Raw genomic sequence first — 25894 nt, forward strand, 5'->3', positions numbered from 1 at the left:
CCCTCGGGTTCACACCCGGCCGACCAAAACGTTCGCCTCCCGGCACGCTCTCGCGACGAGTTATAGGGACCTGGAACGAAGCCTCGACCGATGACCGACACGGACCCGCTGTTCTCGCTCAGACGTCGGCTGCATCGCTACCCCGAGCCCGCCTGGTGCGAGGTCCACACGACCGGGCTTCTGGTCGAGGAACTCTCCCGGACCGGGGTCGACGAGATAGCGGTCGGCCGGGAGACGATGGACCCCGATCACCGGATGGCGGTCCCAGGGAGCGAAGTCCTGGAGGAGTGGCACGACCGGGCCCGCGAGCGTGGTACCCGAGAGGACGTCCTGGCGGCGACCGAGGGCGGCTACACGGGGGTCGTCGGGGTGCTCGACCGGGGACCAGGACCGACGATCGGCCTGCGGGTGGACATCGACGGGCTCTACGTCGCCGAGTCCGAGGAGGAGAGCCACCGTCCTGCGTCCGAGGGGTTTCGTTCCGAGAACGAGGGCGTGATGCACGCCTGCGGCCACGACGCGCACATGGCGATCGGGCTGGGAGTGATAGAACGCGTGGCAGAGAGTGCGTTCGAGGGCCGTCTGGTCGTCTTCTTCCAGCCCGCGGAGGAGGTCGCCGGCGGGGGCAAACCGATGGCGTTCGGGCCGTACGCGGAGGATCTGGAGTACTTCTTCGCCGTCCACGTCGGGCTGGACCACCCCACGGGCGAGGTCGTCGCGGGTATCGTCGAACCGCTCGCGATGTGTCACCTCCGGACCGTGTTTTGGGGGACGTCGGCCCACGCGGGACAGGCTCCGCAGGAGGGGAGAGACGCCATCGCGGCGACCGCGACGGCGGTCTCGAACGTCAACGGGATCCCCAGACACTCCGGGGGTGCGACACGCCTGAACGTCGGGCGGATCGACGCCGGGAGCGCGAGCAACGTCGTCGCGGATCGTGCGAAGATGATCGGGGAGGTACGCGGCGAGACGACCGACCTGATGGAGTACATGAAGGGGGAGTACGACCGGATCGTCGCAGCTGCCGCCGAGATGCACGGCTGTTCGGTCTCACAGGCCGTCGAGGGCGAGTGTCCCCGATCCGACAGCGACCCCGCACTCGCGGAGATCGTCGCCGGAGTCGCTGCCGAGCACGAGGCGGTCGACTCGGTGGTCGACTCGGCGCCGTTCGGCGCGAGCGAGGACGCGACGTTCTTCATGGACGAGGTACAGAAACGGGGGGGCCTCGCGACCTACGCGATCGTCGGCACCGACCACCCGGCGGGCCATCACTCGCCAGGCTTCGACGTGGACGAACGGTCGATCCCGATCGGTGTGGACGTGCTGGCGGAGGCGATCGAACGGACGGCAGAAACGCGGCCGACTCTCGACGCCTAGTCGTCGTCGCCCGGGAGCGTGTCGGTCGGCGCGCGCTCCCTGCTCTTTCCGATGAGTACCGTCTCGTCCTGCAGGAGGACCCGTCCGTAGCTCGACCCGAACTCCTTGATCAGCCCGAGCATCGCGAGGAAACAGACGAACGCGAACGGTCCGCCGGTGATGATCGCCGCCGACTGGAGCGCGTCGACCCCGCCGAGGATCATGAGAATCGCGGCGGTCATCCCGAGCACTACGCCCCAGAAGATCCGGTTCAAGTTCGAGGGTTTCGCCTTCCCGCCGGTGGTCATCATCGAGACGGCGAGCGTCGAGGAGTCCGCGGAAGTGATGAAGAACGTGGTGACGAGGATCATGAACGCGACCATGAAGACCGTCCCGAGCGGGAACGCCTCAAACATGATGAAGCCGGTCGCCTCCGCGCCGACGTCGCCGGCCATCACGGCCGTGAAGTCGGCGACGTCGTTGTGCTGGGCCCAGACCGCGGTGCCGCCGAGCGAGACGAACCACGGGATCGTCGCCGCCGAGGTCGCGACGATGCCCGTGAACGCGACCTCGCGCACCGTCCGTCCGCGGGAGATCCGAGCGATGAACAGCCCCGCGAACGGCGACCACGAGAGCGCCCACGCCCAGTAGAACACGGTCCAGGCGTTCGCCCACTCGGTGCCGCCCTCGACGCCGGCGCCGGTGAAGAGGCTCATCGCGACGAAATCCGAGATCATCCCGCCCAACGCCTGCGTGCCGAGCAGGACGAGGAAGATCGTCGGCCCGACGAGCAGCGTGGCGACGAGCAGGATCCCGAAGAGGATCATGTTGAAGTTCGAGAGCCGGCGGATCCCCTTGTCGACGCCGAGCACCATCGAGATCGTGAACAACAACGTCATCGTCGTCACGACGAGGATGATCCCCGTATCGCCGAGGTCGACCCCCCACTGGAAGCTCAGCCCCTCGACGAACTGGCTGCCGATGAAGCCGAGCGAGGTCGCCACGCCGCCGATCGTCGCGAAGACGGCGAGGATGTCGATCGCCTTCGCGGCCGGCCCGTCCAGGTTGTCCTTCCCGAGTATGGGCGTGAGCGCCGAGGAGACTCGCAACGGGACGTTCTCGTAGTTGTACGCGAAGTAGCCGATCGCGATCCCCATGATGGTGAACACTGCGAGCTGGGGCAGTGCCCAGTGGAAGAGCGTCTGCTGGACCGCGATCGACATCGCGGCGCCCGACTGGCTTGAGACGTCGAACAGCGGCGAGGGGTTGTCGTAGTAAAACAGCGCCTCGGTCGGTCCCCAGAACACCACCCCGGCGGCGAAGCCGGCGGAGTAGAGCATCGCGAAAAACGAGAGGAAGCTGTACTCCGGCGGGTCGTCGCCGAAAGTAATCTTCCCCCAGGGCCCGACGATCAGGAAGAGCAGGAAGAGGACGACCAGGAAGACGATCACCAGGAGCGCCCAGTTCAGGTACTCGAGGAAGACCGTGTTCAGCACGCCGATGGCGCTCTCGACGGTTCCCGGGCTCGCGAAGAAGGTCCCGATCACCCCGAGGGTCAACAGCGCGCCGAAGACGAAGACGACCGGGTCGAGCTCTTCGAGAAAGCCCTCGGACGACCTCGGCCCGCCGGCGTCAGCCATCGTCGGCCTCCATCCGTATCGCACCGACCCCCGGTCCGCCGGTTCCTCCCTCCGCCGCGACAGACCCCCTCCCCCAGGGAGCGCTCACGACGCCGCCGACCCCCGTATACCGATCGTGTAGAGACATGATGGCACGACACATAGAAGTCGATATGGGTATTGAGTGTTCCGGTGATTCGACCCTGTCGACCGGACGGTTTGGTCACCCACGCCGCACTCGACCGCACCGACGATCACCTCCACTCCCCTTCGGGTCGATACGCTCATACCCCGAGCCACCGTCCCCCCGGCGATGACGGGTTCGGAGGGATCGGTCGGTCGACCCTGTCCGCTCTGTGCGACCCCGATGGAGCGCCGCCACTGCAAGTACCTCTGTCCGAACCACGGCGTCGTCTACGACTGCAGTGACACCTTCTGGATATAAGTGCAGAGCGTTCATACCGACCGCGGTACTCGGTACCGTCGATGGACGATCGGGTGGCCCTCGGGGTCGAGCTCCTCCGGCGGATCGAGGCGGAGTCGCTCACGCTCGCAGAGGCGGTCGATCGGATCGAGACGATCACCACCGATCCGCACCTCACACGCGAGATCCTCGACCGGGCCGCGATGGCGGGCTTGCTCGATCGAGAGGAGGGGATCGTCAGGCCGGAACGCGGTGCGTTCGTCCGCTTCGAGAGCGAGGTCGTCGCGAAGGAGGGGGAGTTCACCTGTCGACGCTGCGGGATCGGGATCTCGACCGGTCACTTCATCCGGCTGGACGCGGGCGAGATCGGCCCGTTCGGCTCCTCGTGTATCCGCGTCGTCACCGGCCGTGAGTCCGGCTGAGTTCGTCGATCAGCCGTTCGAGGAGCGCTTCCTGGCGCTCGATCGCAGCCGTCTGTCGTTCGGCCGTCCGGCGGAGGGCGTCGATCCGTTCCGCGAGCTCCTCGGTGGCGGTGCCAGCCGGCTCGAAGCCCGCGCTCTCGAGGTCTTTCGACCCTCCCTCCCGCTCGATCCGGTCGAACTCCGCGTGCTCGACCTCGTCAGCCGTCGGGTCGGCGCCCTCGTCGGTCCGCCGCGCCATCGGGGGTGACTCGATGTCGTCGTCACGCCGTTCGTCGGACCGGGCGTCCCCGTCGTCCCCTCCCGCAGGGCGTTCGATCGCTCGTTCGTCGTCGAGGCGAGGCGGGTCGACGTTCAACGGTTCGAGTGCCGAGTCGAACGGATCGGCCGGGTCCGTGCTCGTCGTCCCACCCTCCTCTCTCGCTCCCGCGTCTGCGTCGATCTCCGCGATCGACTCCACGTCGTGGTAGGTGACGAGAGCGTCCGTCAGTCGCTCTTCGAGGACTCGAGCGGTCTCGTTCGGGGCCTTGAACCGTTCCCTCCGGCCGTCGTGGGTGAGCACGACCTCCGTCGCCACGCTCCCCTCCTCGAACGCCAGGTCGGTGACCCGTTCGTAGTCGAACACCGCCGCCTCCTCGTCCCAGACCGCGGCTCCGACGTGGGTGAGGAGTCGACGGGTCGTGACGACCACGGTGAGTTCGCTAAACCGGAACGTCTCGACGGTCCGTTCGTCGGGGTCGATGACGCCGGTCGTCGCGAGCACGCCGGAGAGCATCGCGTGGAGCGCATCGTCGACCCGTGAGGCCGGGACCGAAAGCGGGTGGACGCCGTCGATTCCGCAGTCTACGTCGATCGTCGCCTTCTTGCGTCCCTCTTCGACCGTGACCCGCTCGGCGTCGTGGGGGACCACCTCGACCGACTCGTCGCTGAGCAGGCCCTCCGTCCGATGGAGGACCGTCTTCTCGATCTGCACGAACAGTTCGTCGCCGCCACCGAGGTCGATTCGGGCGACCACCTCACCCGGGTCGATCGCGTCCTCGACGAGTGCTGGGACATCCATGATACACTTATTGTTTTTATCCAATATAAATCCGCCGCCCAATCGGAACGGTAAAGAGAGAGAGCCGACAATCGACGGACGAGCCCGGGTGGCTTAGCTGGACATAGCGCCGCACTCATAGGGTTTCACGATTCGGTGTGGCACGCCTTGGAAGCCTCCCTCTCCCGCGACCTTGCCGGGTCGGACCTGGGACATGCGGAGATCGTGGGTTCGGAGCCCACCCCGGGCATTTTTGCAAGCCGGTAGATGGCTCGATAAAGTGAGTCGGAGTGATTTAGGGTTACTGTCTGGAAAAGGTGCGAGAGTTTTAACATTTGTCCTCTTTCTAGTTCTGTCCGCGATATCGATTTGGGGCGTGTTTGATCCGGGCGATGATCCGATTTCAGTGTTAATGAAAGCGAGATAGCTCATTCTAAGAGTCGCGCGATTGATTCTGAAACAATCCGTCGTTTTTTACGATAACAATCCAACGAAAAATTCCCCGAGTGAGTCCGAGTTGTGGGAAACGAATCCCCAGGCAACAATTAGAGGATACTCGGCTAATTCTGCGTATATGTAATTTATCTCTTACTTTGTCATACGCTATATTGTAAAAGATCGATATCCCCTGTATTACAGAGAGATAGGGTATTTCTATATCATTGAAGTGCAATCCCTGGCAATGTATTGGGTGGGTTGGCCGATAAGAATCCATTTATATCAATTACCGATAATTATATCTTCACCGATCACTATTGTCTATTATGTCTACAAACAGATATTCGTGAGAAGATGCACCGCACGCCTTCCACTTGCTGGACCTCTACACAGGCGCTCTAAGGATAAACCGCAAAGACAAGAGACTGCTTGCTTGCTACCTCATCCTCCTCACCTCCAGATTAGGGATGCGTATAGGTAAAATAATGCATCTCCACGAAGGCTGGATTAATTGGCGATATGGGTATATAAAGATCCCTCGATATGAGTCATGTGGGTGTAAATATTGCTGGACGCACGCGATAGGAAAAGCGGAGAGAAGTGATGAGTACACGGTTGAGGACGCTTTATACCAGCGACAGTGGGAGCCTAAGACCACAATGGGGGCGCGTATAATCCCCTTCAACTGGAGCCCTCGTATCGCCGCCTGTTTAGTTTGCCTTTTTTGAACAGGAGGACTGTGCCGATCACAGGTACCAGTACTTCAGACGTCTCTTACGGAGAGCTGCTAAGAATTCAGATTGCATCGATCCGGATCACATCACCCTTCACGCTCTCCGTGCTACAGCTGAAACCTGGTGGGCAGACATTGCGCTAGATAAAAAAGCAAGACGTGACCTCGGAGAGTGGGAAACGGATCGTCAAGCCTGGAAATACACCGCAGCATCACCGATAGTTCTCTCAAACAAATTCCGTCAAACACTGGATCTACCACCCTTTGAGGCCGCTCATCGTGATCCAGTCTCCTTGGGTGTTCGCTCACCGATCCCGGAGCGTCGGTACCAACCAACAATCTGCTTCCGAAGAGCGTTCACGGAAAATCACAGATTCGAGACGGTAGGGTTCATCCCAACTGGACGTTCTTGATCCCACTGAACAGCTATTACGGCTTCGGAGAGTGTCGCGAGTCGTTGACTCACCACGTCAAGTGGGTGTGAATCGATGAACCGAGCCGGCTCGCGATTGACAGCGGTTGATCCATAGTTGACCTGGATATGAACCGGTCCAATATCGTCGTGCGTGTCGTCCTGATGCCAGCCGACGAGCATGCCTCGCTCGGGTTCGATCCAGTTGATCCAGTAGTGCTCGTTCGGGTCATCAGTCTGGAGCTGAAACCGATCTCTACTCGAGCCGCTTCTGTCGGATCCTTCTGGTCGCCGAGAAACACTCGAGGATCCGTCTCGCCGACGACTCGATAGGGTCCTCGTTCACGAGGGTCGGCGCGCCGTCTTCGTACGTTGCTGAACTCTGGTCGAATCTGGTTTGCGATTCGGTCGTGGAGTCGTTTGGACTGGAGATTCGCCCTGTTCGCGAGGAAGACGACCATCAGGCGAACGACCGGGTATCAGTCCGTAGTGAGGAGAGCTCGACGACGTCGTCGTAGAGCTGGAGGGCATGCCTAACGAGACCGAGTTCGGTGTTGAGCGCCTCCCACGTCGCGATCACGTTCCTTCGCTCGCGTAGGTCCTCCGATGAGTAATCCTTCTCGGCCAGCTGTTCCCGGAACTCGGAGAGCGACTCTACGCCGTACCCCTCGGCCAATTCTTCTTCATCGGCCTTCAGTTCAGTCAACTTGGCCTCGAGCTCCTCTCGGGAGTACTCTCCGATTAGGTCTGTGATCTCATCGAGGAGCATCCGCACGGGGTTGAGATCGTACGCTTGCTTTCCGTCGACGGTCGTCTGGAGCACCCAGTCGTCACTCTCCAGCCGTCGGAGTTCGTCGTGGGCAGTCGTTCGTGAGACGTCTGCCTCGTTCGCGATCTCTTGGACCGTCGTTGCCTCTTCGAGCAGCTCGACCACGTAACGAACTCGCTCCCGTCCGCTCGTATTTTCCCTCCAAGATCCCGGTTCTGGCTCGCCCATTGGCGTAGTAGTGGGGATAGTGCCATGAATAATTTTACCCCCCAGATAATTGATCGAAATCTCCTCCACCTCCCCGTGGCTTGAGGCAAAAGGGCGTCAAGCGTCTTCTTCGCATAGTATTCTATAACTGTGGAGTTAAGTGATCGTATCGTGATAGGACCAACCGTCATGGAACGTGTTGGAATCGCGATTCTCAACCCGACGGGATCAGGTCGCCGCTGTCTATCTATTTCTGGCCGAAAAGAGTTGGCGTGACGGGATTGCGTCATCGGCTACGACGAAGTAGATTACGTCGGCTTGCCGTCTCTCGGTTTCGGGGGCGCTCTGGCATGAGGTTCACTCACCGCAGGGACAGACCATGTCACTCGAACCGATCACCCCAGACGAAGCCGTCGAGTTGTATCTCACTGACAAACAAGCCGAATTCGCCAAATCGACGCTCAATTCGCATAGTTCTCGATGAGGCCACTTCATTCGATGGTGCGCTGAAGAGGGGATCCAGAACCTAAACGAACTCACTGGCCGTGATCTCCACCGCTACCGGCTCTGGCGTCGCGTCGAAGGCGACCTCGCGCCAGCCAGTGAGAAAGGTCAGATGGACACGCTGCGGGTGTTCATCCGATGGTGTGAGTCCATCGACGCCGTTCCGGTCGACCTCTCGGTTTCAACATCGTATGATTGTTGTCAAACCGGTATATTTCAAGTAAAATTCTCCACTAAGAAGGCTTCTACGGAGCATGTAGCGACGTCTTAAAGATCCCATGGCATCTTTCCAGTAGCTGACTACCGATCCGAGGGCTGGAGTTGTTCTTGATTTCGACGGTAATTCTAAATCGATATTAAAGATCGCTCTTCGGAAGCAGGTTGTTGGTCGAGTAGAGCTGGCGCTGGAGAAGCGTAGCGGGCAAGGGTGACGCTGCCGCGTCACCCGAATGCAATGTTCCCATTTGAATTGCTTAGCTCAGAGGCGAGCGCCGCGAACCTGCTACAGCAGGTTCGCTGGCGTGACGGCCTCTACTGCCCGCGCTGCCAGTCTGAGTCGGTGATCAAACACGGCAGCTTTCGAGAGTATCAGCGGTATCTCTGTAAGGATTGCGACCGCACGTTCAACCCAAAGACCGGCACGATCTTCGCGCACGCGAAGATCGGCCTCGATAAGCTCTTGTTCGCGTTCTACTTGTTGCTCCGGTTCAACACGAGTATCCGCCAACTTGACGCTGAACTTGACGTGTCGTATCGGTCGCTTCGGCGGCGCGTCGAGCAGTTCGCCAGAACGCTCGACGCGCCAGCCATCGATCTCGTGGGGCCCGTCGAAATCGACGAAGTCTACGTGACTGCGGGGTTGAAAGGCCGCGAGCGCGACTCCCGGTCGCGCTCGCGTGGGCTCTCGAAACGTGGTCGCGGAAGCTATGCTCAGGACAAGCCACCAGTGTTCACACTCGTTGATCGTGGTAGCGACCAGCGATACGTCGTCCCAGCGAAATCCGCTGATGAATCGACCGTTCGACTCCTCCTCGGCGACTGCGAGGAGGAGTCGCTCACTGTCTACACTGACGGATTTCGAGCATACGATCCACTCGAAGAGGACGAGAACTACCAGCGAGAAGCCGTGATTCATAGCGAGGGCGAATATGTCGATGGAGACGCACACGTGAACACCTGCGAGAGCCACGCGTCGCTTCTGCGACGGTGGCTCTCGCCCCATCGGGGCGTCTCAAAAGACAAGCTCACACCGTATCTCAGAGCGTTCCAGCTTCGCCGAAGAATCTTACGAAAACCCGGTCAAGAAGCTCTCGAAGAGGTCGTTCGAACTGTACTCTGATTCACCAACAACGTGCTTCCCATGAGCGTTAAAGATATCTACGAGGTCCACGCCGGCACACGCGTCGACGGGTTTCGATCTCCAACCTCTGTGAGAACAGCCAGGACACGCCCTCCGAAAAACACGATTTCGTATCATCTCCGCGAGAGATTTGACCATCAGTCAGTTGAACGAGTTGGAAACGCGCTTCTATAAACCGATGAGGAGAGAGTCTTCCCTACTAGGTGGAGGTTATCACAGAGAGTTTGCCGATCCTCCCAGTACAAAACCTAAATGGCCTTTAGTTATATATGGAGAGTTATAAGTAGAATAGGAGATTGAATGACAAGAAGGCCTTTATTTGAGACCAATGAGGAGATAGAATGCCCGAACTGTGAAACGGAAATTCCACTGCAATCAACAATTTGCCCACATCGTGAGCACGGATTAAAGTGATATTCCTTCTTTCAAAAGCTAGTTATCCCTAATTAAAATCAGTAAATGATGATGATTATTAGTCATAAAATGGGTCAAATTTATAACGAGTCATTTTCCTTTTCGTCGCTTTCTGATTCATCTTTACTGGACTTGAGGGTCGCTTCAACGATCTCATCACTCCTCTCTCCCATCCAGTGAAAGGTCCGCAGTGCTTGGAATCCGATTTCCTCGAATGTGGACACGGCTGCGTCACGTTCGTCTTCGGAGAGTTTGACCAAGTGTATTAGTGGCCGACCGGGTAGAACCCGTGGATTGGCCAGAATTCCAATGAGCAGCCCCGGATATGGCGCCACAATAACGTGTTTTTCTTCTCCGAAGTGATCCGAGATCACACATACTGTCTCCCCTTCGTCAACGATAGGATGTGGTCCCCACTTCATGTCCACAAGTCCGCCAGTGTCTGCGCGAAGCCACGTTTTCTCACCCTCACTATTAAGCACCTTCTCGAACGTCGGTGACCGGGGTTTCGTCTCGGGCAATAGATCAAACGCTGCCATGACGTTCTGAACCCCATTCACCGCTCGCTGAATCAATACAGGCTGGAATCGATCTGCTTCACCCATCTCGATTGTGGCTGTCGGAATTCCGTTCTCTGTGCATTCCCGCCGTAATGATCCCTCAGTACCGGCACCGGTCAGTATCAGTTCGGAACCGAACCCGCGGACAAGACGACTCACACCCTCATTGTCCATGTCCGCTCGTGCATGCATCAATGTCAACTTATTTCGGGTTGACGTGTGGAAATCTATGCCCATATCACACTGTTCCAGGAACTGGTTGTAAATCATCTGTGCCATCCGCGACGCCTCTGACCCGTCTGCTAAGCCCGGGAATGATCGGTTCAAATCTCGGCCGTATATCGGCAGATACCGCTGTTCCGTTCGGTAGCCGGGCACGTTAACTACGTGAATACAGACAAGAGTCCCGTGAATGTCAGTCGGATCGTACTGATTCGTGACCCGTTGAATAACTTTCACTCCATTTATTTCGTCACCGTGAACCGCAGCAGTGAGAAAAAGCCGTGGTCCAGACTGCTCGCTATTAATGATCGTGATGGGGATCTTGACCGGTTGGTCCAGATAATTTTCGCCGACTTCATACTCGAACTGTCGTTTCTCTCCTGCCTCCACTCGTTGTTTCTCCTCTGAATCGCCTGGTGAATCGAAGATGAAGGCTCCCTTACCGGTGTGATCTGATGACACTGTCCCGTCTTGTAGGAGACTTATGAACGAAAAGAGGTTGCCTTAGCCTGCCATCTCTCTTTCGGCATCCACGTTCAATCATACCATTTACCGTCTTACGGTCTTGAGGAATAATCAGTCTGAGCGTGTCATAGAATCCATCTCGGAGCTTGAGCATCTCACGACCCGGATCATCTCCTCGCTCGAAATTGGTGATTGCAACGACGATCCAGAGACACAGTGCAAGGATTACTTCTGTTCGTGCGTGGACGCGGCCTCGGGCACGTCCGCGCCCGCCAACGATGAACTCAGAGATTTAAACCAACTTCGAGAAGCAATCCTCCAGAGCGAGAACGTGTGGATCAATGCCCTTGATACTGAAGAGAACGTCACTCTCTGGAACAAAACAGCCGAAGAAATCAGCGGTTTACACTGCGGACGAAGCCGTTGGAAACGACGATATCTGGACCTGGTTATATCCCGACGGAGCCTACCGAAACGAAACCTTGACCTATGTTTCCGCGATTGTGCACTACATCAGAGCTAATAGCTTATTTTGTAAATGTTCGATAAGTCCTGAGCGGTCGATTCCGAGGTCGAGTATTGACCTGGCTTAGAGGCGTGGGTCTCCTGGCGCTACGTTATCCGTCGGAAGGAGGAGGTTCAGTAACGGCTCTGCTTCCTGCTCGAGATATCCAGTTGCGAATAATGAGTAGACAGTGCCCTCCTCGAGTTCAATGTTGACAGCGCCGACTGCTTCATCATGATCGCTTGCTGTGTAGACGCATATCCGGAAATCGCCAGCAGCTACCTCAGTATAGTCCTCCTCCCCGTATGAGACGTCCTCAAACAGTACATCACCTGTCGTAGCGGTAGTCACGTCGACGTTTGGTGTGTCTGGAGATGCATGGAACACACGTACACGAGCATTCCCTTCCTCCGGATCGGAGTTGTCGTCTTCAAGTACGACGAATTCAAGCGTTACGTCGTCGGCGGCCGTTCCACTCTCACCGATCGACACCAACGTAGAGTCTCCCGAGGGGAATTCGACGTCCTCAGCTAGCAGCCACGCCGAAGGATCTCCTGCGAGAGTGATCTCCACCTCGTAGTTCCCGGGGTAAGATCGAAATACCCAGTCACTCCCTCGAATGACAGATCTTCTGCAACCAGATCTTCATTAATATAGAAATCAAAACCCCCAACACCAGGTACGAGGTTTACAATGCTCGTAAGGCCCGACTCTTCCGCTTCGTTGCCGTTCTCATCATCGTCACGACTGCTCTCGTTGTCAGTTTCCTCTTCGCTGTCGTGGCTGTCAGCGAGTGCGTAGCTGCCAGCAGCTCCAAGAAGCACTACTCCACTCCCAACCTGTATGAGTCGTCGCCTTCTTATGTCAGTCATCAAAGTTCTGCTCTGTCGACCCCACGCCTGAGTAAATAAACTCCCAGATATGGCAGATAGGCATCTATACCTTGAAGCAAGCCTGTTTCGGAACATTCGGAACGAGCTCGGTACCGTTTATTACCTCCGGCTCACAACCCAGATCGACTGGAAGAACCAGGATGTGTACGGACGCTCACTCTCTTCGGAAAAGCGCAATCAGATGCACCGGCTACGCACGTGGCAAGAGTGCATCCGAACGAAAGACGCCGGCGAACGAAACCTCCAATTCGCACTCTCCGAGATCAACCAGATGGCGAGCGTGCTTGGCGTCCCACGATCAGTACGCGAGGTCGCCAGCGTGATCTACCGCCGATCGTTGAAGGAGAATCTCATTCGAGGGCGTTCTATCGAAGGGGTCGCCACCTCAGCACTGTACGCCGCGTGTCGCATGGAGGGTATTCCGCGCAGTTTAGAGGAGGTCAGCGAGGTCTCACGGGTCGAACGAAAGGAGATCGAGCGGACGTATCGCTACATCTCTCACGAACTTGGCCTCGAAATGACGCCTGTTGATCCGAAGAAGTACGTCCCTCGCTTTTTGTTCGGAACTCGACTTGAGCGAAGTGGTCCAGGTGAAGGCCAATGAGATCATCGATACGACCATCGAACAGGGTCTGCTTTCAGGGAAATCCCCGACGGGCTACGCTGCCGCAGCCAGCTACTCAGCCTCGTTACTTTGTAGCGAGAAACAGACCCAGCGCGAGGTCGCCGAGGTTGCCCACGTTACTGAAGTCACCATCCAAAACCGGTATCGGGAACAGATCAAGGCGATGGGCCTTTTGATGCCCCCTAGGATAGGGTCACGGCAGCTATCGTTCTCAAGCGTGTTGTGTGACGTCAGCTAGTTCGAATGATCGCAGGTCTTCCCGCTCAGACACAGCCTCCTGAACTGACTGTGTTGCGCCGCTTCGTGTGAATACCGCATATTCTGTGTCACTGTCACCGGTATCTGGCGTCCAGCGGATTTCGCCAGCATGGTCTTCGAGCGAGGCGAGAGCACCATAGTCGAGAGGCGCGTTGGTGAACTTGCATTCTCCTACCACCATGGTTCCGTCTGTGGTGAATCCAACCACGTCAACTTCGTGTTCCTTGTACCACCATCGGCCGATGTCGAGGAACGTCTTTTCCGGGTAGAGGTTCGGAAGCGCATCCTGACACAGGGTCTCGAACTCCTGACTAACGAAATCGGGAAGCTCTGGTTCGATGACCGCCTCGTACGCATCCTCACCCAGCCGTTCGTATCGAGTTTCCTTGCCGTAGACGAAACGGAACCAGAAGCGGAACAGGGGATCGAGGATTCGGTAGCGCCCGCGGCGTGACTTGGCTTTCTCTTCGGTGATCGGGACCTCACGCTCGATGAGTCGCAACCGTTCTAACTTCTGGGTGTACGTCGAAATCTGCTTCCCGTCGATCCCCACTGCTTGGGCGATCTCGTTCGACGTCGTCTTTCCCGCGGCAATCGCGGTGAGGATCGCAAAATACCGATTCGGGTCCCTGAGTTCGGTTCGGAGCACGTACTCCGGTTCGTTATGGAGATACCCCTTCTGCGAAAGCAGTTCGTCGGTTAGGACTGTTCCGAGGTTTTTGTTGAGATCGATGCCATCGAGGTAGTACGGGACGCCACCGAAGATCCCCCACGTGAAGATCCGCTCCTCAGGTGAGTAGTCGTCTGGCATGAACTTCTGTGCAGCGGAGAAGGCCAGGGGGCGGAGGTCGAGTCTTTCTGTGAACCGCCCGTATAGAGGACTGTTCCCGAGAAGCGTTGCTTCTTCCATCATACTGATCGACGACCCGACCAGAATGAGCGTTCCCGAGGTGTTCTGGAACCGCTGGTCCCACAACCGCTGAGTTACCGACGGGAGGCTCTCATCAGCGTCAATGAGGTAGGGGAATTCGTCGAGGATCACAATGCCGTTGTGGTCGCCGAGGTACCCGAGCAGCGATTCCCAGTTTTGTTTGATCTGCGTGATGCTGGGGAAATTCTCGGACGCGGTATCGACGAACTCGTCGAGTTGTATCTGAGAGGTGGTTTCTGTTGCCTGATAGACGACTGCATCGTCGCGGTCGGACAACGAGTGCTGTACGAGCTGTGTCTTCCCAAGGCGTCGTCGACCGAAAAGGACGACCATTTCGGCATCGTCGGATTCGTAGCACCCGCGTAGCCGTGAGAGTTCGTCTTCCCGGTTCACGAAGCGCTTCATATGCCTCCTCTATTCCAGTGGAGAATAACACTTCCGGATAGACTATTCTAAAATAGGCTAATTAAAAATTGGCTATTTAGAGATTCCCTCTTCGACTACGTACACTCTCAATCGGGCACAGAGTGCTCACTCGGACTGCCAACCAGCAATTATCGTAGCTTCGAGAGCGAATCACCTTAGAGTTATACGCACGACGAAGTCGTACAAGATATAGAACACAAACCTCGTCTGGAATTTCCTTCAGAAACAGTTAGCCCGGATCGGTCGATACAGGCTATGCAGTGAGCATCGACTGGAAGCTAAATTTCATGGTATCATATTCAGAACCATCCGAGCAAAATCCCGCGAAAAGAACAAAGCTGGCCCCACCATTCGTCATTCTCGTAGGGATGATCGTAGTTGTTCATAGTTCCTCGATCCCGGATCGGACGACATCGATGAGGTGTGAGCCCACGAGATTCGCGTGACTACGATGATCCCTGTCAGTCCGTCTGGTGAGGGTGGCTGACGTGGTTTTAGCGATTATCTCTCTTGAGATGGCCGTGTTGCTGTTCGTCATTGCGCTGGTCGCTGGCGTCGGGATCAGTGCGATCGGACCGGGCGGGATCTTTGTGACGATCGCTCTCTTCTTGTTGGTACCAATCTCCTCTGCAGAGGTTGCCGGCACAGCGAGTTTGACCTTTATCTTCACGGGTTTACTCGCCGCAGGCCTCTTCCAGCGGTCGGGAGATTTCGCCGAGGGATTTGCCCGCGAGATGGCGATCATCTTGAGTGGAATGAGCATTATTGGTGCGTACACCGGCTCGCAGGCGAACCTCGTTATTTCGGACGAAGTCTTCGGCTACTTGTTAGCGGTATTCGTCGCCGTGGTTGGGGGCATCATTCTCTATCGAGAGGTCCACGGATTTGAACCGTCGAACCACGTTCAGTTGATCTCCACCGGGCAACGACGAGGTACGCTTGGAACGATCGGATTCGGCGTCGGTTTCATCGGCGGGTTGCTCGGTGTCGGTGGTCCCGTAATCGGCGTTCCCATTCTGGTACTCCTCGGAGTGCCGATGCTTACGGCACTAGCGGTCGCACAGGTTCAGTCAATATTCATCTCCGGCTTCGCGACGGCTGGCTACTTCCTCGGAGACGCGGTCTCGATCCCGATCGCGATCCTTGTTGGAGTTCCACAATTGATCGGTGTCGTCGTCGGGTGGCGGGTTGCCCACTTGGTTGCAGAGGGACGACTTCGGATCGCCCTCGGCGTGGTCCTTCTGTTGATATCCCCAGTGATTGCGCTGTAACGATCTACCTTCGGTTAAAGCTGCGAGTGACGAATTGCCGAGACTCAAGTCCTGACCGAGACGGTTTCAACCGGCCGAATTCAGAGGGATAATCGTAGCCACCCGGATCCCTCAGGCACAGATCTCACTGGTGTCGTTCGATCCGTGATCGAGGAACTACGAACTCCTACGATGATCCCTATCAGTTGGAGCACCGCCGAAAGAAAAGGATGCCTCGAAGGTTCGTTCTTCGGATGGCTTCCCGGGCGCTGCGCCAGCGTTTACGTATAATTTCTTCTCGTCCGGACGCACGATCACATCGGGTTCGTGCATCGTAGAGAAAAAGAGACACCTGAGTACCCCATCCGACGTGTTCTCAACCGCGTGTGCTCCCGCCTCACCGACCGGAAACGCGACGTAATCCCCCGGCCCGATTACGTTGTTCCCTTCAGGGGTTCTGAGGGTTCCTCTTCCTTCAATAACGTACAACGCTTCCTCATTGGCAAGGTGATAGTGATAATTTGCTGGACAACCACCGGGTTGAATCTTTTCGAGCGTACAGCCGAGATGGGTTCCACCCGTCTCCCGCGCGAGGCGTTTCCATCGTCCACCGTCCTCGTCTTCTCCCGTCCAATTTGAGTCGTTTATGTTGACGATCCGTGAATTGTTCTCGCTGTCACTCATACATTGAATACGTCGTATTGCTATATTTCGGTATCTATATTCACACTAGTGACCAATTCTGACAGTATTGTTCCGCCGTTCTGGGTATTGAAACAGACGTTCACTTTGCACGTTCACTGAACGGCTGGTTCAACGAGTTCAGCGTGAACAAAAGACAGCCTCGCTGCTGACTACAGCCTCTGATCTTGCACGTCATTTCTGTCACGCTCTGAGGGTTCCAACAAAGTCAGATCGTCTTTAATTCGCGTGTTGTACGCGTGATCATACGGTGCGAAGACGCGATGCTTGATCAGCGGTCTCACGCCTTCAGACCGGAGTTCATCGCGGAAGCTCATATCGTCGTAGCCTTTATCAGCGGCGAGGCTGAGCAGGTCGCAGGCGGTGAGTGCTCTGCACACCGTTTGAATACACTGTCACCGAGACTGGGATCGACGGTATGAGGGGACTTAGCTTACAGGTTTGGGACGTTCAAAGGTTACGCTAATTACTCTTGATTCTGTACGGCAGCGCGGGTAATAGACACCGTTACGCCAGTGAAACTGTGCCAGCAGATTTGTCGCACGACACTCCGAGACGAACGTCTTGATTGAATTATCGTTTGTCGGGTGGCGCGAACGTGCCACCCTTGACCGCTACGACTTCAAACAACTGCAGCGAGCTGACCAACAATCCAGGTCAGGCTCTCATTGTTTATACAGTATGATCCCAAAGTACCGGAGTATGCGTGGAAATCATTCGGGGAACCCCCGAGGACAGGGGGGGAATCACGACCTTCGTATCGATAACTGTCCGTTCTGCGGTGAGCAAATCCGGCTTAACCTACCAGTCCATTTGTCGGAGTGCCAATTCGTTCGATAGGGCACCTATGACCGATACGCCTAGTTATACCACTCAATTATCTCGGTGAAGATTATAGTAGTAATTGATCGATAGACGAGCTCATCAAGCGTTGTAGTAGCTGGTCCACTGCATCTTATCGTATAGCCAAGAGAGTATTTTTTCCTCCCTCTTGTGAAGTACATGGTTGGTGGAGAGCCCTCTATCGGTTTCACGAGCAGGGAACAGGGAGACCTCGCGACCTACATGGGGTTCTCACCAGCTTAGACCGGGTGTTCGCTCCCCGATCCAGAAGCCTCGGATACCGACCAACAATCTGCTTCCGAATAGCGACTATCTAATTATATTGTTCGGGTTCATCGCGGGGCAGACAGCGACTGCTATCTTCGAAGGTTTCGGAATAAAAAATAATGCGCTGGTTTGATTTCGGCTTGATCCCGTCTTAGAACCGCTCGACCGTGTTCAGTGCGTTGACGCGCCCCGCGCCGAGTTCGGAGTCGCCGCGGTTGTCCGCGACCTCCGCTCCCTGTCGGATGGCTTCGAGTACTTGCTCCGGGTTCGCGCCCTCATCGAGTTCGCGCACGAGTGCGGCAAGACCAGTGACCTGCGGAGCCGCCATCGATGTCCCCGCCAACCACGCGTACCCATCGGGGTACGTCGAGAACACGAGATTGAGTGGGTATGGCCACTCCACCTCGTCGGGGTCTTCAATGAGCGTCTTCTCCAGCGTCTCGTAGCCGCCACCGGGCGCGCCGATGTCGACGTCGTTCCGCCCCCAGTTCGAGTAGAACGTGAGTTTGTCGTTCGGCCCAGTGGCGCTAACGCCGATGACCCCCGATAGCCCGTTCCAGAGACGGAGCCAGCCACCCTGTAGGTTGGTCTCGTCGTTGCCAGCCGACCCGACGTACAGTGTTCCCTTGCGTCGCCCGTAGTTGGCGACCGGTTCGAACATCTGGCGGTACATCCCGACGTTGTCGTCGAATTCGGCGAACTCCTGCGGAGCCATCATGAAGCCGAGGCTGATGTTGGCGGCATCCGTGCCGACGTCGGCGGCGTACTCCATCCCGACCATGATGTCGCCGAACGTACCGGTGCCGTACCCCAGTACGTCCACGGAGACAATTGTCGCGTCGGGGGCCGTCCCGGTCATGACCTCTTCGCCAGTCGCGGCCGCCGTTCCCGCAACGTGGGTACCATGTCCGTTCGGGTCGCCTATGTGGTCCTCGACTTCGCCGTCGATGATAGCGGCGCTGTCGTCGACGTTGAGGTTCGAGAGGTCGGGATGGGTCTCGTCGACGCCCGTGTCGATAATCGCTACCGTCGTCCCTTCGCCCGTGGCGTGCTCCCGTGCTTCGCGTACCTCCTGTACTTGCTTGTCCCACAGAAGCGAATCGTAGACGTCGTCGGGTTCGTCCGGAATCTCGTCGTGCTCGTCCTCGATGACCGGTTCAAGTTCGACTTCGAGGTCCCGCACCGCGGCGGTGACGCCTCGGGCGCGTTCGAGGTCGTCGACCGCGTCGTCCGGACCAGCGACCAACAAAACCCTTCCGTCCGGGAGTTCGTTCAGTATGTCGAACCCAGCGGATTCCACGTCGGCCCCCCCTCCGTTCGTCCGCGCGATGTAACGCGCCTGTCCGTCGCTCGCCGATGCAAGGCCGCTGAACAGCAGTGTTGCTCCGGTTGCGCCTGCGCCTTTGACTATTGATCGCCTGGTGTACTTCATAGTACGAATGTCAGTCCATTCATATTATACTTAAGTGTGTCGAATGTATATAATGGTTTAATACCGAGATGGTCACGAACGCAGTCCCTCGCTTGCTCGGGGTTAGAACCATCGTGCTGCACTCATCCTCTAAGTCTTGCAGGTGAATGCTATTTGGGATCGGATAGATAGGATGAACCGTGTAAGGTACGTGCGTAAATGTCGCCTGAGATTGTGTTCGATTTACGAACCTTGTGATCGCTCACTACCGCTCAGAAATTATTCAGAGCGAGTCATCCTATACTCATGGCTGTCCGCTCGCAGACGGCGTCGTTACCGGACCTTTCCTCTCGCCTGTACCGCCCAGAACTCTTCGACCCGGTCATCGCGAACGCCGATGATGAGGTCGTGGAGGTTAATCGTCGTACAGACATGGGGGACAATGAATTCCAGTCGGTCGCCGACCGCAAACGACTCGTCTGAGGCGCTGGTGTCAATCCAACCGTGTTCCTCACTGGCGTTGACGTACTCGATGTCGTCACGATTCTTGGGGACTGGCATTTGAGGTTTATCCAGCGAGAACGTCTTGCTTCCCCCGTCGACTATGAGTCTATCGTCGTCCGGTACGGAGATGACCGTCGTGAGGACCGTCGCCGCACAGTCGTCCTTCGACACCTCCCACGGCCGGAGTTCAAGTTCCCCGACGTCGTTGAAGGGGTACATTCCCGGATTGATCTCTGTGACCACCGGATGCTTGCCACTGTACCCTGACGTCGCTGTCCCGCCGACCTTCACCTCTTCTACGGAGATTCCAGCAGCCTCGATGTCCTCGACCACGTTCTGGGCTAATTCCATCGCCTCCCAGCACAGCTCGTCGAACTCCGATTCGGTCTCGGCTTCGGCTTTCACGTGCGACTCGTACGCGAGGACGCCGTCGAACTCAAGATTGGCCGCCTCGTCGACCCGTTCCGCGAGAGCCACGGCCTCGGGGCCAGGACCGACGCCAGTTCTATGCAATCCCACGTCGATCTCAAGGATGACGTCGACCGTCGTTTCGTGGTCGCGAGCGGCGTCCTGGAGGATGTCTATCGTCGCGGCCGAGTCAACTGTCGTCGCCAGCTTCTCGACCTTCTGCGAGAGCCAACAGAACCGGTCGAGTTTCCGTTCGCCGACGACCTGATACGAGAGATAGATGTCGTCGATTCCGTTTCGCGCCATCGTTTCCACCTCTCCCAGTGTTTGACAGCAGATACCGCCACCACCCGTCATCCCGTCTTCGAGTGCCGCGAGTTCGGCGTTCTTGTGTGTCTTGACGTGTGAACGGAGCACGACGTCGTTCTTGTCGGCGAAAGCGACGTATTGTTCGATGTTTCGCTCCATCGTATCGATATCGCCGAGCAACGCCGGGGTTTCGAGATCATCGACCGGTTGATAGATCGTCGGTCCCATCTCGTCTGTCGTCCTAATAGACATATCTCGATGAAGGCCCCTTGGATACAATAACATGGGGTTTTAACAAAAGATGATAGCAGATCCTGTTCAGTACCGGCGCGATTATTCATAGAGATCCTGCGACCGTCGTAAAGAGCTGGATTGACGGAACACGTCAGCAAGATCCGCAATTCTAAAACGGCTGATTCAACCAATTCGGCTTGAATATAATATGGGTCCCATGTTCTAAGTCTTGCACGCCGATTCAACATATCTTTATTCTGTCATACTGGAAAGTATGAGGATCTACGCTAATCCCTATGAATTAATCCGGATCAGTATCGTCATCCTCCTCTTCCGGCACTTCCTCGGTATCGTCTTCTTCTTCGTCTAATTCAGGTTCGTCCTCTCCAGGCTGTTCTGCGGCATCGTCCTCCTCTTCAGCATCGTCCCCTGCTGCTTCGGATTCCTCACCCTCATTATCTGTACAACCTGCAAGGAGTAGTGTTCCTGTTCCAATCGCCAGTATAAACGATCTTCGTATCATGCCCTTTGATCTCACCTCGGAGTGATAGTATTATGGGTATAGGGATTTCTCGACAGCTGAGGCAAATACGGATAAAACTGCACTATTGAATAGTGGTGGTTCAGCACTACCGTCAATCCTATGTGCCCTGTCAGGAGTTCTCAACGACGATCCTCAGCGTCGGTTCGAATAGTTCGCGCTCAGAGACCGTATTCAACACGGCAGATAAAACTGGAGGTAGCTTCGCGTAGCTATTCCTCAACAAGGAAGGTACCAGTCATCCCGGTATGACCGTCACTGCACGGAACCGTGCATCTAATTTCGAACTCTCCTGGCTCGTCAGCAAGAAAGACCGTTGAATCGACTGCACCTCGTGTTGCTTCGACTTCTACCCCATAGGTTTCGATTCCAAATCCGTGACCCATGTGGTATCCATCATCGAGCGAGGTCATTGCCAGACCGACCTGATCGTCCAGCGAGACCGTCACTGGTTCGTCGGATCCGGGACTAAACTCATACGAGCGAGCTTCTACGTATATTTCTTGGTCGACATCTCCTTCAAAATCCACCCTACTGTGCCACGAATCCTCCGAAACCTCACTCTCATCGTCTTCCTCTTCCGGTTCGTCGTCACCTTGGATGCAACCGGTCGCACTCACTATCGGCAAACTCGCGATAGTTAGCAATTTACGCCGTTTCAAGATTATCTCATTTAGCGCTTGCGAGCCCTCGCTCCAGAACGTTTCGAGCCAAGGGGATCTTGTACTCGTTCGTCGGATACGGGTCAGCATTCGGTAGAATCGATTCTGCTGCCTGCTCGATTCTCGACTCGCTTAATTCGTTCCCATTGATCACTTCTTCTGCTTCTGTCAACCGTTTCGGAACCGGTGCGAGCCCGTTACTAACCAATCTCGAATCAGAAACCGATCCCCCGGAATTCGAGATCGTGACAGCCAAGTTCAAGAGTGCGAAGTCCCATGCCTCACGATCACGAACCTTCTCGTAGTAATACGTCGCTCCCTGCCACGTAGCGGGGACGATTATCTCTTTGAGGACCTCTCGCTGTGAGAGGGTGTTCATCACAGTTATATTGGTTTCCGGGCCGACGAAGAAATCTTCGACAGACTGCCTTCGCTCTCCAGAGGGGCCCTCTATGAGGACCTCTGCGTCCAGTGCGATCAGTGCGGGCGCAACGTCTGAAGGGTTCGCAGTAATACAGCGAGAATAATCGGTAAGAGCATGCTCACGTGCGTCCCCGGTCGTCGCATAGCACGTGTTTCCACCTGCTCGATAGCAGTCGAAATCTTCTCGATAGTACCAGCATCGAGAGTCCTGCGCTAGGTTCCCACCAATCGTTCCTTGGTTTCGAATCTGCGGTGTGGCGACTGCGTCAGCTGATTCTGCGATAATAGGGTAGTCGTCCTGAACCATACCATCCCGGCTGACATCGCTCAGTGATGTTAGTGCACCTATACGTAGGCCCCCATCGTCCGATTCCTCTACTCCATGGAGGTCATCGATGTTTTTCAGATCTACAACAACATCCGGAGCACGAGAGCGGTTTTTCAACCACTCCATTTCGTCTGTGTTCCCCGCAATAAGGGTAGCGTCTCCGCCGTACTCCTCAAGGACGCTAATCGCGTCACTCACGGAGCTGGCATCGACGTGCCTGTGCGGGGGAATCATGTCGTCTTGCATGCAATTTACACCTCCGCCTCACCGTTTTCGAGTGCATCGAGTACCTTGTTCGGAAGCATGGGTGGCTCAAGATCTGTGCCGAGGGCGTTGTAGACCGCATTGGCGACCGCAACGGCACCGGCACCGTAGGGTGGCTCACCGATACCCTTCGCTCCGTGAGCACCGAAGGGATCAGGCTCGTCAACAGCGCTTCCATCAGTAGATCCATAATCCAGAATGGACGGAGTCTTGTTGGTGTACCAGTCAGTATTGTAGGGGATGCCCGTTTCTTCGTCGAAATTATAGTGCTCGTACAACGCGTAACCCAGCCCCTGTAATAGTCCACCTTCGACCTGGCCTTTAACGCTGATCGGATGTATCACAGTACCACAGTCGGAGACACCACGCAGATCCTCAACGACTATATTCCCGGTTGCGATATCGATGGAGACCTCAGCCATCCCAGCACAGTACGAACGGACCATTGCTTCGCCCCCAGTATCCTCGGGAGAAGTAAACCCGAAAGCAACGAGTCCCTCGCCGATAGCATCCTGAGCACCCGCGATAGTCACAGGATTGAGGTCGTCTTCTTCTGGAATCTCCTCGCCAGAGTACCTACCCCCGAGTTCAACTGCGAGTTCCGCCGCTTCAGCGAATGTTAGTCCGGAGCCTTCGTCTTCTTCGTGATATACTTCGCCTCCTTCCACTACGTATTCATCAGCTTCTCCACCTAGTTCCTCCGCTGCAATCTCCTGTAGATACTCGATAGCTGTTTCCGCCGCTCTATGTTGGGTCAAGCTTTCAGTGAATATGGTGTTTGAGCCAGCCTGAATTACAGACCACGATTGGTTGTCATTTCGTCCCCATTTGACAACGACATCTTCCCACGGTACTCTGAGTGTTTCAGCGGCAGCACGCGAAACCCCTGCGTAAGAATACGTGCCTAGATTTCCAATTCCCGTTCGGACCTCTACCTCGCCTTCGGGTGTGATGACGATTAGACCGTCGAAACCAACGGAACCAGCACCGTGCTCAGCCACACCCATACCGACACCGATCAGACGGCCATCTTCGATAGATCCGTTCCGTTCTACACGTTCATCGTACTCGAAATCTTCAGCGATCACGTCGAGCGCCTCCACCATGTACGCTGAAGTATTCGGTGCTTGGCTCTCCCCGATGGGATCTCCGTGGTCAGCTGCATTCATTCTCCACAGGTCAAACACGTCGATTCCCAGTTCATCGGCGGCTTTGCCCATCGTAGGTGCAAGCGCCAACGCTAACTGATTCTCTCCTGGACCTCGCATGGCCCAGCGTTTCGGAGTGTTAGTGTACACTCCACATCCTTCAACGCTCATGTTCGGTGGGTTGAATAGTGCTGAGGCGGAGGTCGCTGCAGAATTGATACCGTTCAAACAACCTGTTTCATACCCACCGGCATCCCCGATCATCTGAATATCTATCGCCGTCATCTCGCCGTCACTAGTGAAGCCGATCCGGAATTTGAAGATTACCTGGGTTCGACCGTTACCCCAGAAGAACTCCTCTTTCCGCGTTCCACGAAGTTTCACGGGTCGGTTCGCTTCGCGAGAGAGAATCGCCGGAGCAGCCATGGCTGGGTAAGCACTCGCTTTCGAACCGAACCCACCACCACAGTAGTTCGCGATGAACGTGAGATCGTCGAGTTCCATCTCGAGATAGCCAGCTAAACCAGCCGCAGCCGTTTGGACACTCTGGCAAGAGGCGTAAACGGTGAGATCTCCGCTGCTGTCCCAGTCTGCGACGGTCGAGCGCGGCTCCATTGGGTTCTGAGGAACCGAATGCGCCCGTTGGACGTCTTCGATGATTACATCTGCCTCGCTGAATCCCTCGTCTACATCACCGAAAGACCAGCCGTAGTTCATCTCGCCCGGATTCTCCGGGAAATCGCCACTGAAATCGGCCTCGTCCCACTTTATTGTCTGTACCTCACCGTCGTCTCCAGGAGCGTTGCCGTCTAATCGGGCGTTCGGTCCACCTGGCTTCAGGGTCTCGATTGGATCGATTACATGCTCGAGAACCCGATACTCCACGTCTATTGCTTCGACGGCAGCAGCAGCAGTGTACTCGTCGACTGCCGCCACGGCTGCGACTGGTGTTCCATAACAGCGAGGTTCCTGATCGAACGCAGGCTGCATCGATTCGATTCCATCCGATTGCTCACCTCCCGGCGCGTCTTCGAACGTAACGACCGCCTCTACCCCCGACATTTGTTCCGCTTCAGATGTATCAATATGCTCAACAAGCGCGTGAGCGTACGGCGACTTCACTGTCTTCGCGTGAAGCATATTGTCAAGCATGTAATCCTCGGCGTATCTCGCTCGCCCAGTTACCTTCGCAACGGAGTCTGGTGGAGTGAAATCCTGACCGATGTACATATAATCTTCAGACATGATTACATCCTCTCCGCTGCTTCTAGTACACCCTGAATCTCCTGTTCGTAATTTCCGCACCGACAAAGAACACCTGATAACGCTTGACGGACCTCTTCGCGCGACGGATCACCATTCTCATCCAACAAGGCCTTTCCAGACATGATCATTCCAGGAGTACAGTAAGCACACTGTCCACCCATGGTTTCGATGAACGCTTCTTGCAGGGGGTGGAGCTGGCCGTTTTCCTCTAACCCTTCAATGGTGACGATCTCTTTTCCAACTGCGTCACGAGTGAAGTACGTACAGCCATAGATGGGCTCACCATCTACCTCGATGGTACAGGCACCACACATCGCTCGATCACAGCCAAACTTCCCGCCAGTAAGACCCATCTTGTACCGAAGAGTCTCCAGTAGGCGCTCTTGATCGTCAACGTTCACGTGGCGGGTTTCACCGTTGACGTTCAATTGGATCTGATTCGAGAAACGCTCTCGGAGGGTCGGCTCCGCGGCGACTCTACTTTGGCGGATGTTGTTGAACAGGTATACGTTGGCGGCAACAACACCACCCCCGATCACACCCTTGATCGTATCGCGACGAGAAAGGCTGAAACGAGTTTCTTCACCATCAGACCTTCCACCATCCGTTGCAATTGATGGACAATCGCTACATGTCTCTTCATCGGTGCACTTGTCACCCTTTACCATACCCCAATGTCTGTGTTCGCACAATAATAATAGGTCCGGTTGCGGATCGATTCTCTGTAAGTACAAACTCAGCTCTAGCCGTTTTTA

19 protein-coding genes, 1 tRNA gene and 5 pseudogenes are annotated in these 25894 nt (G+C 56.3%); 8 read left to right on the forward strand and 17 right to left on the reverse strand.

Annotated elements, in window-relative coordinates:
• Positions 1–90 precede the first annotated feature (90 nt).
• Positions 91–1377 carry an amidohydrolase gene (locus tag V2L32_RS03160; protein WP_331235011.1) on the forward strand — a complete coding sequence of 429 codons (1287 nt, stop codon included), beginning with the start codon at positions 91–93 and terminating at the stop codon, positions 1375–1377.
• On the opposite strand, the gene V2L32_RS03165 is transcribed toward V2L32_RS03160, so the two are convergent.
• Positions 1374–2996, reverse strand: a complete 1623-nt coding sequence (locus tag V2L32_RS03165; protein WP_331235012.1) for a BCCT family transporter — start codon at positions 2994–2996, stop codon at positions 1374–1376. The genes V2L32_RS03160 and V2L32_RS03165 overlap by 4 nt on opposite strands.
• Positions 2989–3123, reverse strand: a complete 135-nt coding sequence (locus V2L32_RS03170) for a hypothetical protein (protein ID WP_331235014.1) — start codon at positions 3121–3123, stop codon at positions 2989–2991. Before V2L32_RS03170 ends, V2L32_RS03165 begins: the two co-directional genes overlap by 8 nt.
• Before the next feature lie 165 nt (positions 3124–3288).
• On the opposite strand from V2L32_RS03170, the gene V2L32_RS03175 reads away from it, so the two are divergent.
• Positions 3289–3420, forward strand: a complete 132-nt coding sequence (locus V2L32_RS03175) for an HVO_2523 family zinc finger protein (protein ID WP_331235015.1) — start codon at positions 3289–3291, stop codon at positions 3418–3420.
• Positions 3421–3461: 41 nt separating this feature from the next.
• Positions 3462–3821: a DUF5830 family protein gene (locus V2L32_RS03180; RefSeq protein ID WP_331235017.1), complete on the forward strand. Its 360-nt coding sequence runs from the start codon at positions 3462–3464 to the stop codon at positions 3819–3821.
• Here the strand turns inward: V2L32_RS03180 and V2L32_RS03185 are convergent.
• Positions 3799–4878 carry a DUF7115 domain-containing protein gene (locus V2L32_RS03185; RefSeq protein ID WP_331235018.1) on the reverse strand — a complete coding sequence of 360 codons (1080 nt, stop codon included), beginning with the start codon at positions 4876–4878 and terminating at the stop codon, positions 3799–3801. The two genes, V2L32_RS03180 and V2L32_RS03185, sit on opposite strands and share 23 nt — an antisense overlap.
• 82 nt (positions 4879–4960) lie before the next feature.
• Here V2L32_RS03185 and V2L32_RS03190 point away from each other — a divergent pair.
• A tRNA-Met gene (locus tag V2L32_RS03190) sits at positions 4961–5107 on the forward strand.
• 1793 nt (positions 5108–6900) lie between these two features.
• Here V2L32_RS03190 and V2L32_RS03195 read toward each other — a convergent pair.
• Positions 6901–7437: a winged helix-turn-helix domain-containing protein gene (locus V2L32_RS03195; protein WP_409348400.1), complete on the reverse strand. Its 537-nt coding sequence runs from the start codon at positions 7435–7437 to the stop codon at positions 6901–6903.
• A 358-nt stretch (positions 7438–7795) separates the two neighbouring features.
• Between V2L32_RS03195 and V2L32_RS21090 the strand changes: the two are divergent.
• Positions 7796–8095: pseudogene (locus V2L32_RS21090) on the forward strand (tyrosine-type recombinase/integrase); the annotation flags it as partial.
• Between the two features lie 279 nt (positions 8096–8374).
• Positions 8375–9259 carry an IS1595 family transposase gene (locus V2L32_RS03200; protein ID WP_331234826.1) on the forward strand — a complete coding sequence of 295 codons (885 nt, stop codon included), beginning with the start codon at positions 8375–8377 and terminating at the stop codon, positions 9257–9259.
• Between the two features lie 515 nt (positions 9260–9774).
• Here V2L32_RS03200 and V2L32_RS03205 read toward each other — a convergent pair.
• The 3 genes and pseudogenes from V2L32_RS03205 to V2L32_RS21095 form a co-directional block, all read right to left on the reverse strand.
• Positions 9775–10905 carry a succinylglutamate desuccinylase/aspartoacylase family protein gene (locus V2L32_RS03205; RefSeq protein ID WP_409348423.1) on the reverse strand — a complete coding sequence of 377 codons (1131 nt, stop codon included), beginning with the start codon at positions 10903–10905 and terminating at the stop codon, positions 9775–9777.
• A 184-nt stretch (positions 10906–11089) separates the two neighbouring features.
• A pseudogene (locus V2L32_RS03210) lies at positions 11090–11212 on the reverse strand (IS5/IS1182 family transposase); the annotation flags it as partial.
• Positions 11213–11530: 318 nt separating this feature from the next.
• A pseudogene (locus tag V2L32_RS21095) lies at positions 11531–12414 on the reverse strand (DUF4397 domain-containing protein).
• 31 nt (positions 12415–12445) lie between these two features.
• Here V2L32_RS21095 and V2L32_RS03225 point away from each other — a divergent pair.
• Positions 12446–13136, forward strand: a pseudogene (locus tag V2L32_RS03225) (transcription initiation factor IIB); the annotation flags it as partial.
• Positions 13137–13175: 39 nt separating this feature from the next.
• On the opposite strand, the gene V2L32_RS03230 reads toward V2L32_RS03225, so the two are convergent.
• Positions 13176–14558, reverse strand: coding sequence for an ATP-binding protein (locus tag V2L32_RS03230; RefSeq protein ID WP_331235024.1), 1383 nt, complete (start codon positions 14556–14558; stop codon positions 13176–13178).
• 500 nt (positions 14559–15058) lie between these two features.
• On the opposite strand from V2L32_RS03230, the gene V2L32_RS03235 reads away from it, so the two are divergent.
• A complete protein-coding gene (locus V2L32_RS03235) occupies positions 15059–15850 on the forward strand; it encodes a sulfite exporter TauE/SafE family protein (protein WP_331235026.1) in 792 nt (263 codons plus the stop codon).
• Positions 15851–16006: 156 nt separating this feature from the next.
• Here V2L32_RS03235 and V2L32_RS03240 read toward each other — a convergent pair whose 3' ends face one another.
• The 9 genes and pseudogenes from V2L32_RS03240 to V2L32_RS03285 all read right to left on the reverse strand — a co-directional run bounded on the left by V2L32_RS03240 (position 16007) and on the right by V2L32_RS03285 (position 25807).
• A complete protein-coding gene (locus tag V2L32_RS03240) occupies positions 16007–16513 on the reverse strand; it encodes a cupin domain-containing protein (protein ID WP_331235027.1) in 507 nt (168 codons plus the stop codon).
• A 233-nt stretch (positions 16514–16746) separates the two neighbouring features.
• Positions 16747–16893 (reverse strand): annotated as a pseudogene (locus V2L32_RS03245) (IS5/IS1182 family transposase); the annotation flags it as partial.
• 899 nt (positions 16894–17792) lie between these two features.
• Positions 17793–19073 carry a S8 family peptidase gene (locus V2L32_RS03255; protein WP_331235030.1) on the reverse strand — a complete coding sequence of 427 codons (1281 nt, stop codon included), beginning with the start codon at positions 19071–19073 and terminating at the stop codon, positions 17793–17795.
• Between the two features lie 312 nt (positions 19074–19385).
• Positions 19386–20501 (reverse strand): alanine racemase, encoded by a 1116-nt coding sequence (locus tag V2L32_RS03260; protein WP_331235031.1) that lies wholly within the window; start codon positions 20499–20501, stop codon positions 19386–19388.
• A 307-nt stretch (positions 20502–20808) separates the two neighbouring features.
• Positions 20809–21030, reverse strand: a complete 222-nt coding sequence (locus tag V2L32_RS03265) for a hypothetical protein (protein WP_331235033.1) — start codon at positions 21028–21030, stop codon at positions 20809–20811.
• A gap of 230 nt (positions 21031–21260) precedes the next feature.
• Complete coding sequence (locus V2L32_RS03270; protein WP_331235034.1) at positions 21261–21668, reverse strand: cupredoxin domain-containing protein; 408 nt, start codon at positions 21666–21668, stop codon at positions 21261–21263.
• Positions 21669–21717: 49 nt separating this feature from the next.
• A complete protein-coding gene (locus tag V2L32_RS03275) occupies positions 21718–22707 on the reverse strand; it encodes an FAD binding domain-containing protein (RefSeq protein WP_331235035.1) in 990 nt (329 codons plus the stop codon).
• 5 nt (positions 22708–22712) lie between these two features.
• Positions 22713–25118 (reverse strand): xanthine dehydrogenase family protein molybdopterin-binding subunit, encoded by a 2406-nt coding sequence (locus V2L32_RS03280; protein WP_331235036.1) that lies wholly within the window; start codon positions 25116–25118, stop codon positions 22713–22715.
• A gap of 2 nt (positions 25119–25120) precedes the next feature.
• Complete coding sequence (locus tag V2L32_RS03285; RefSeq protein ID WP_331235038.1) at positions 25121–25807, reverse strand: (2Fe-2S)-binding protein; 687 nt, start codon at positions 25805–25807, stop codon at positions 25121–25123.
• Positions 25808–25894: the final 87 nt, after the last annotated feature.

Source organism: Halalkalicoccus sp. CGA53 (genome assembly GCF_036429475.1).
GTDB classification, from domain to species: domain Archaea; phylum Halobacteriota; class Halobacteria; order Halobacteriales; family Halalkalicoccaceae; genus Natronorarus; species Natronorarus salvus.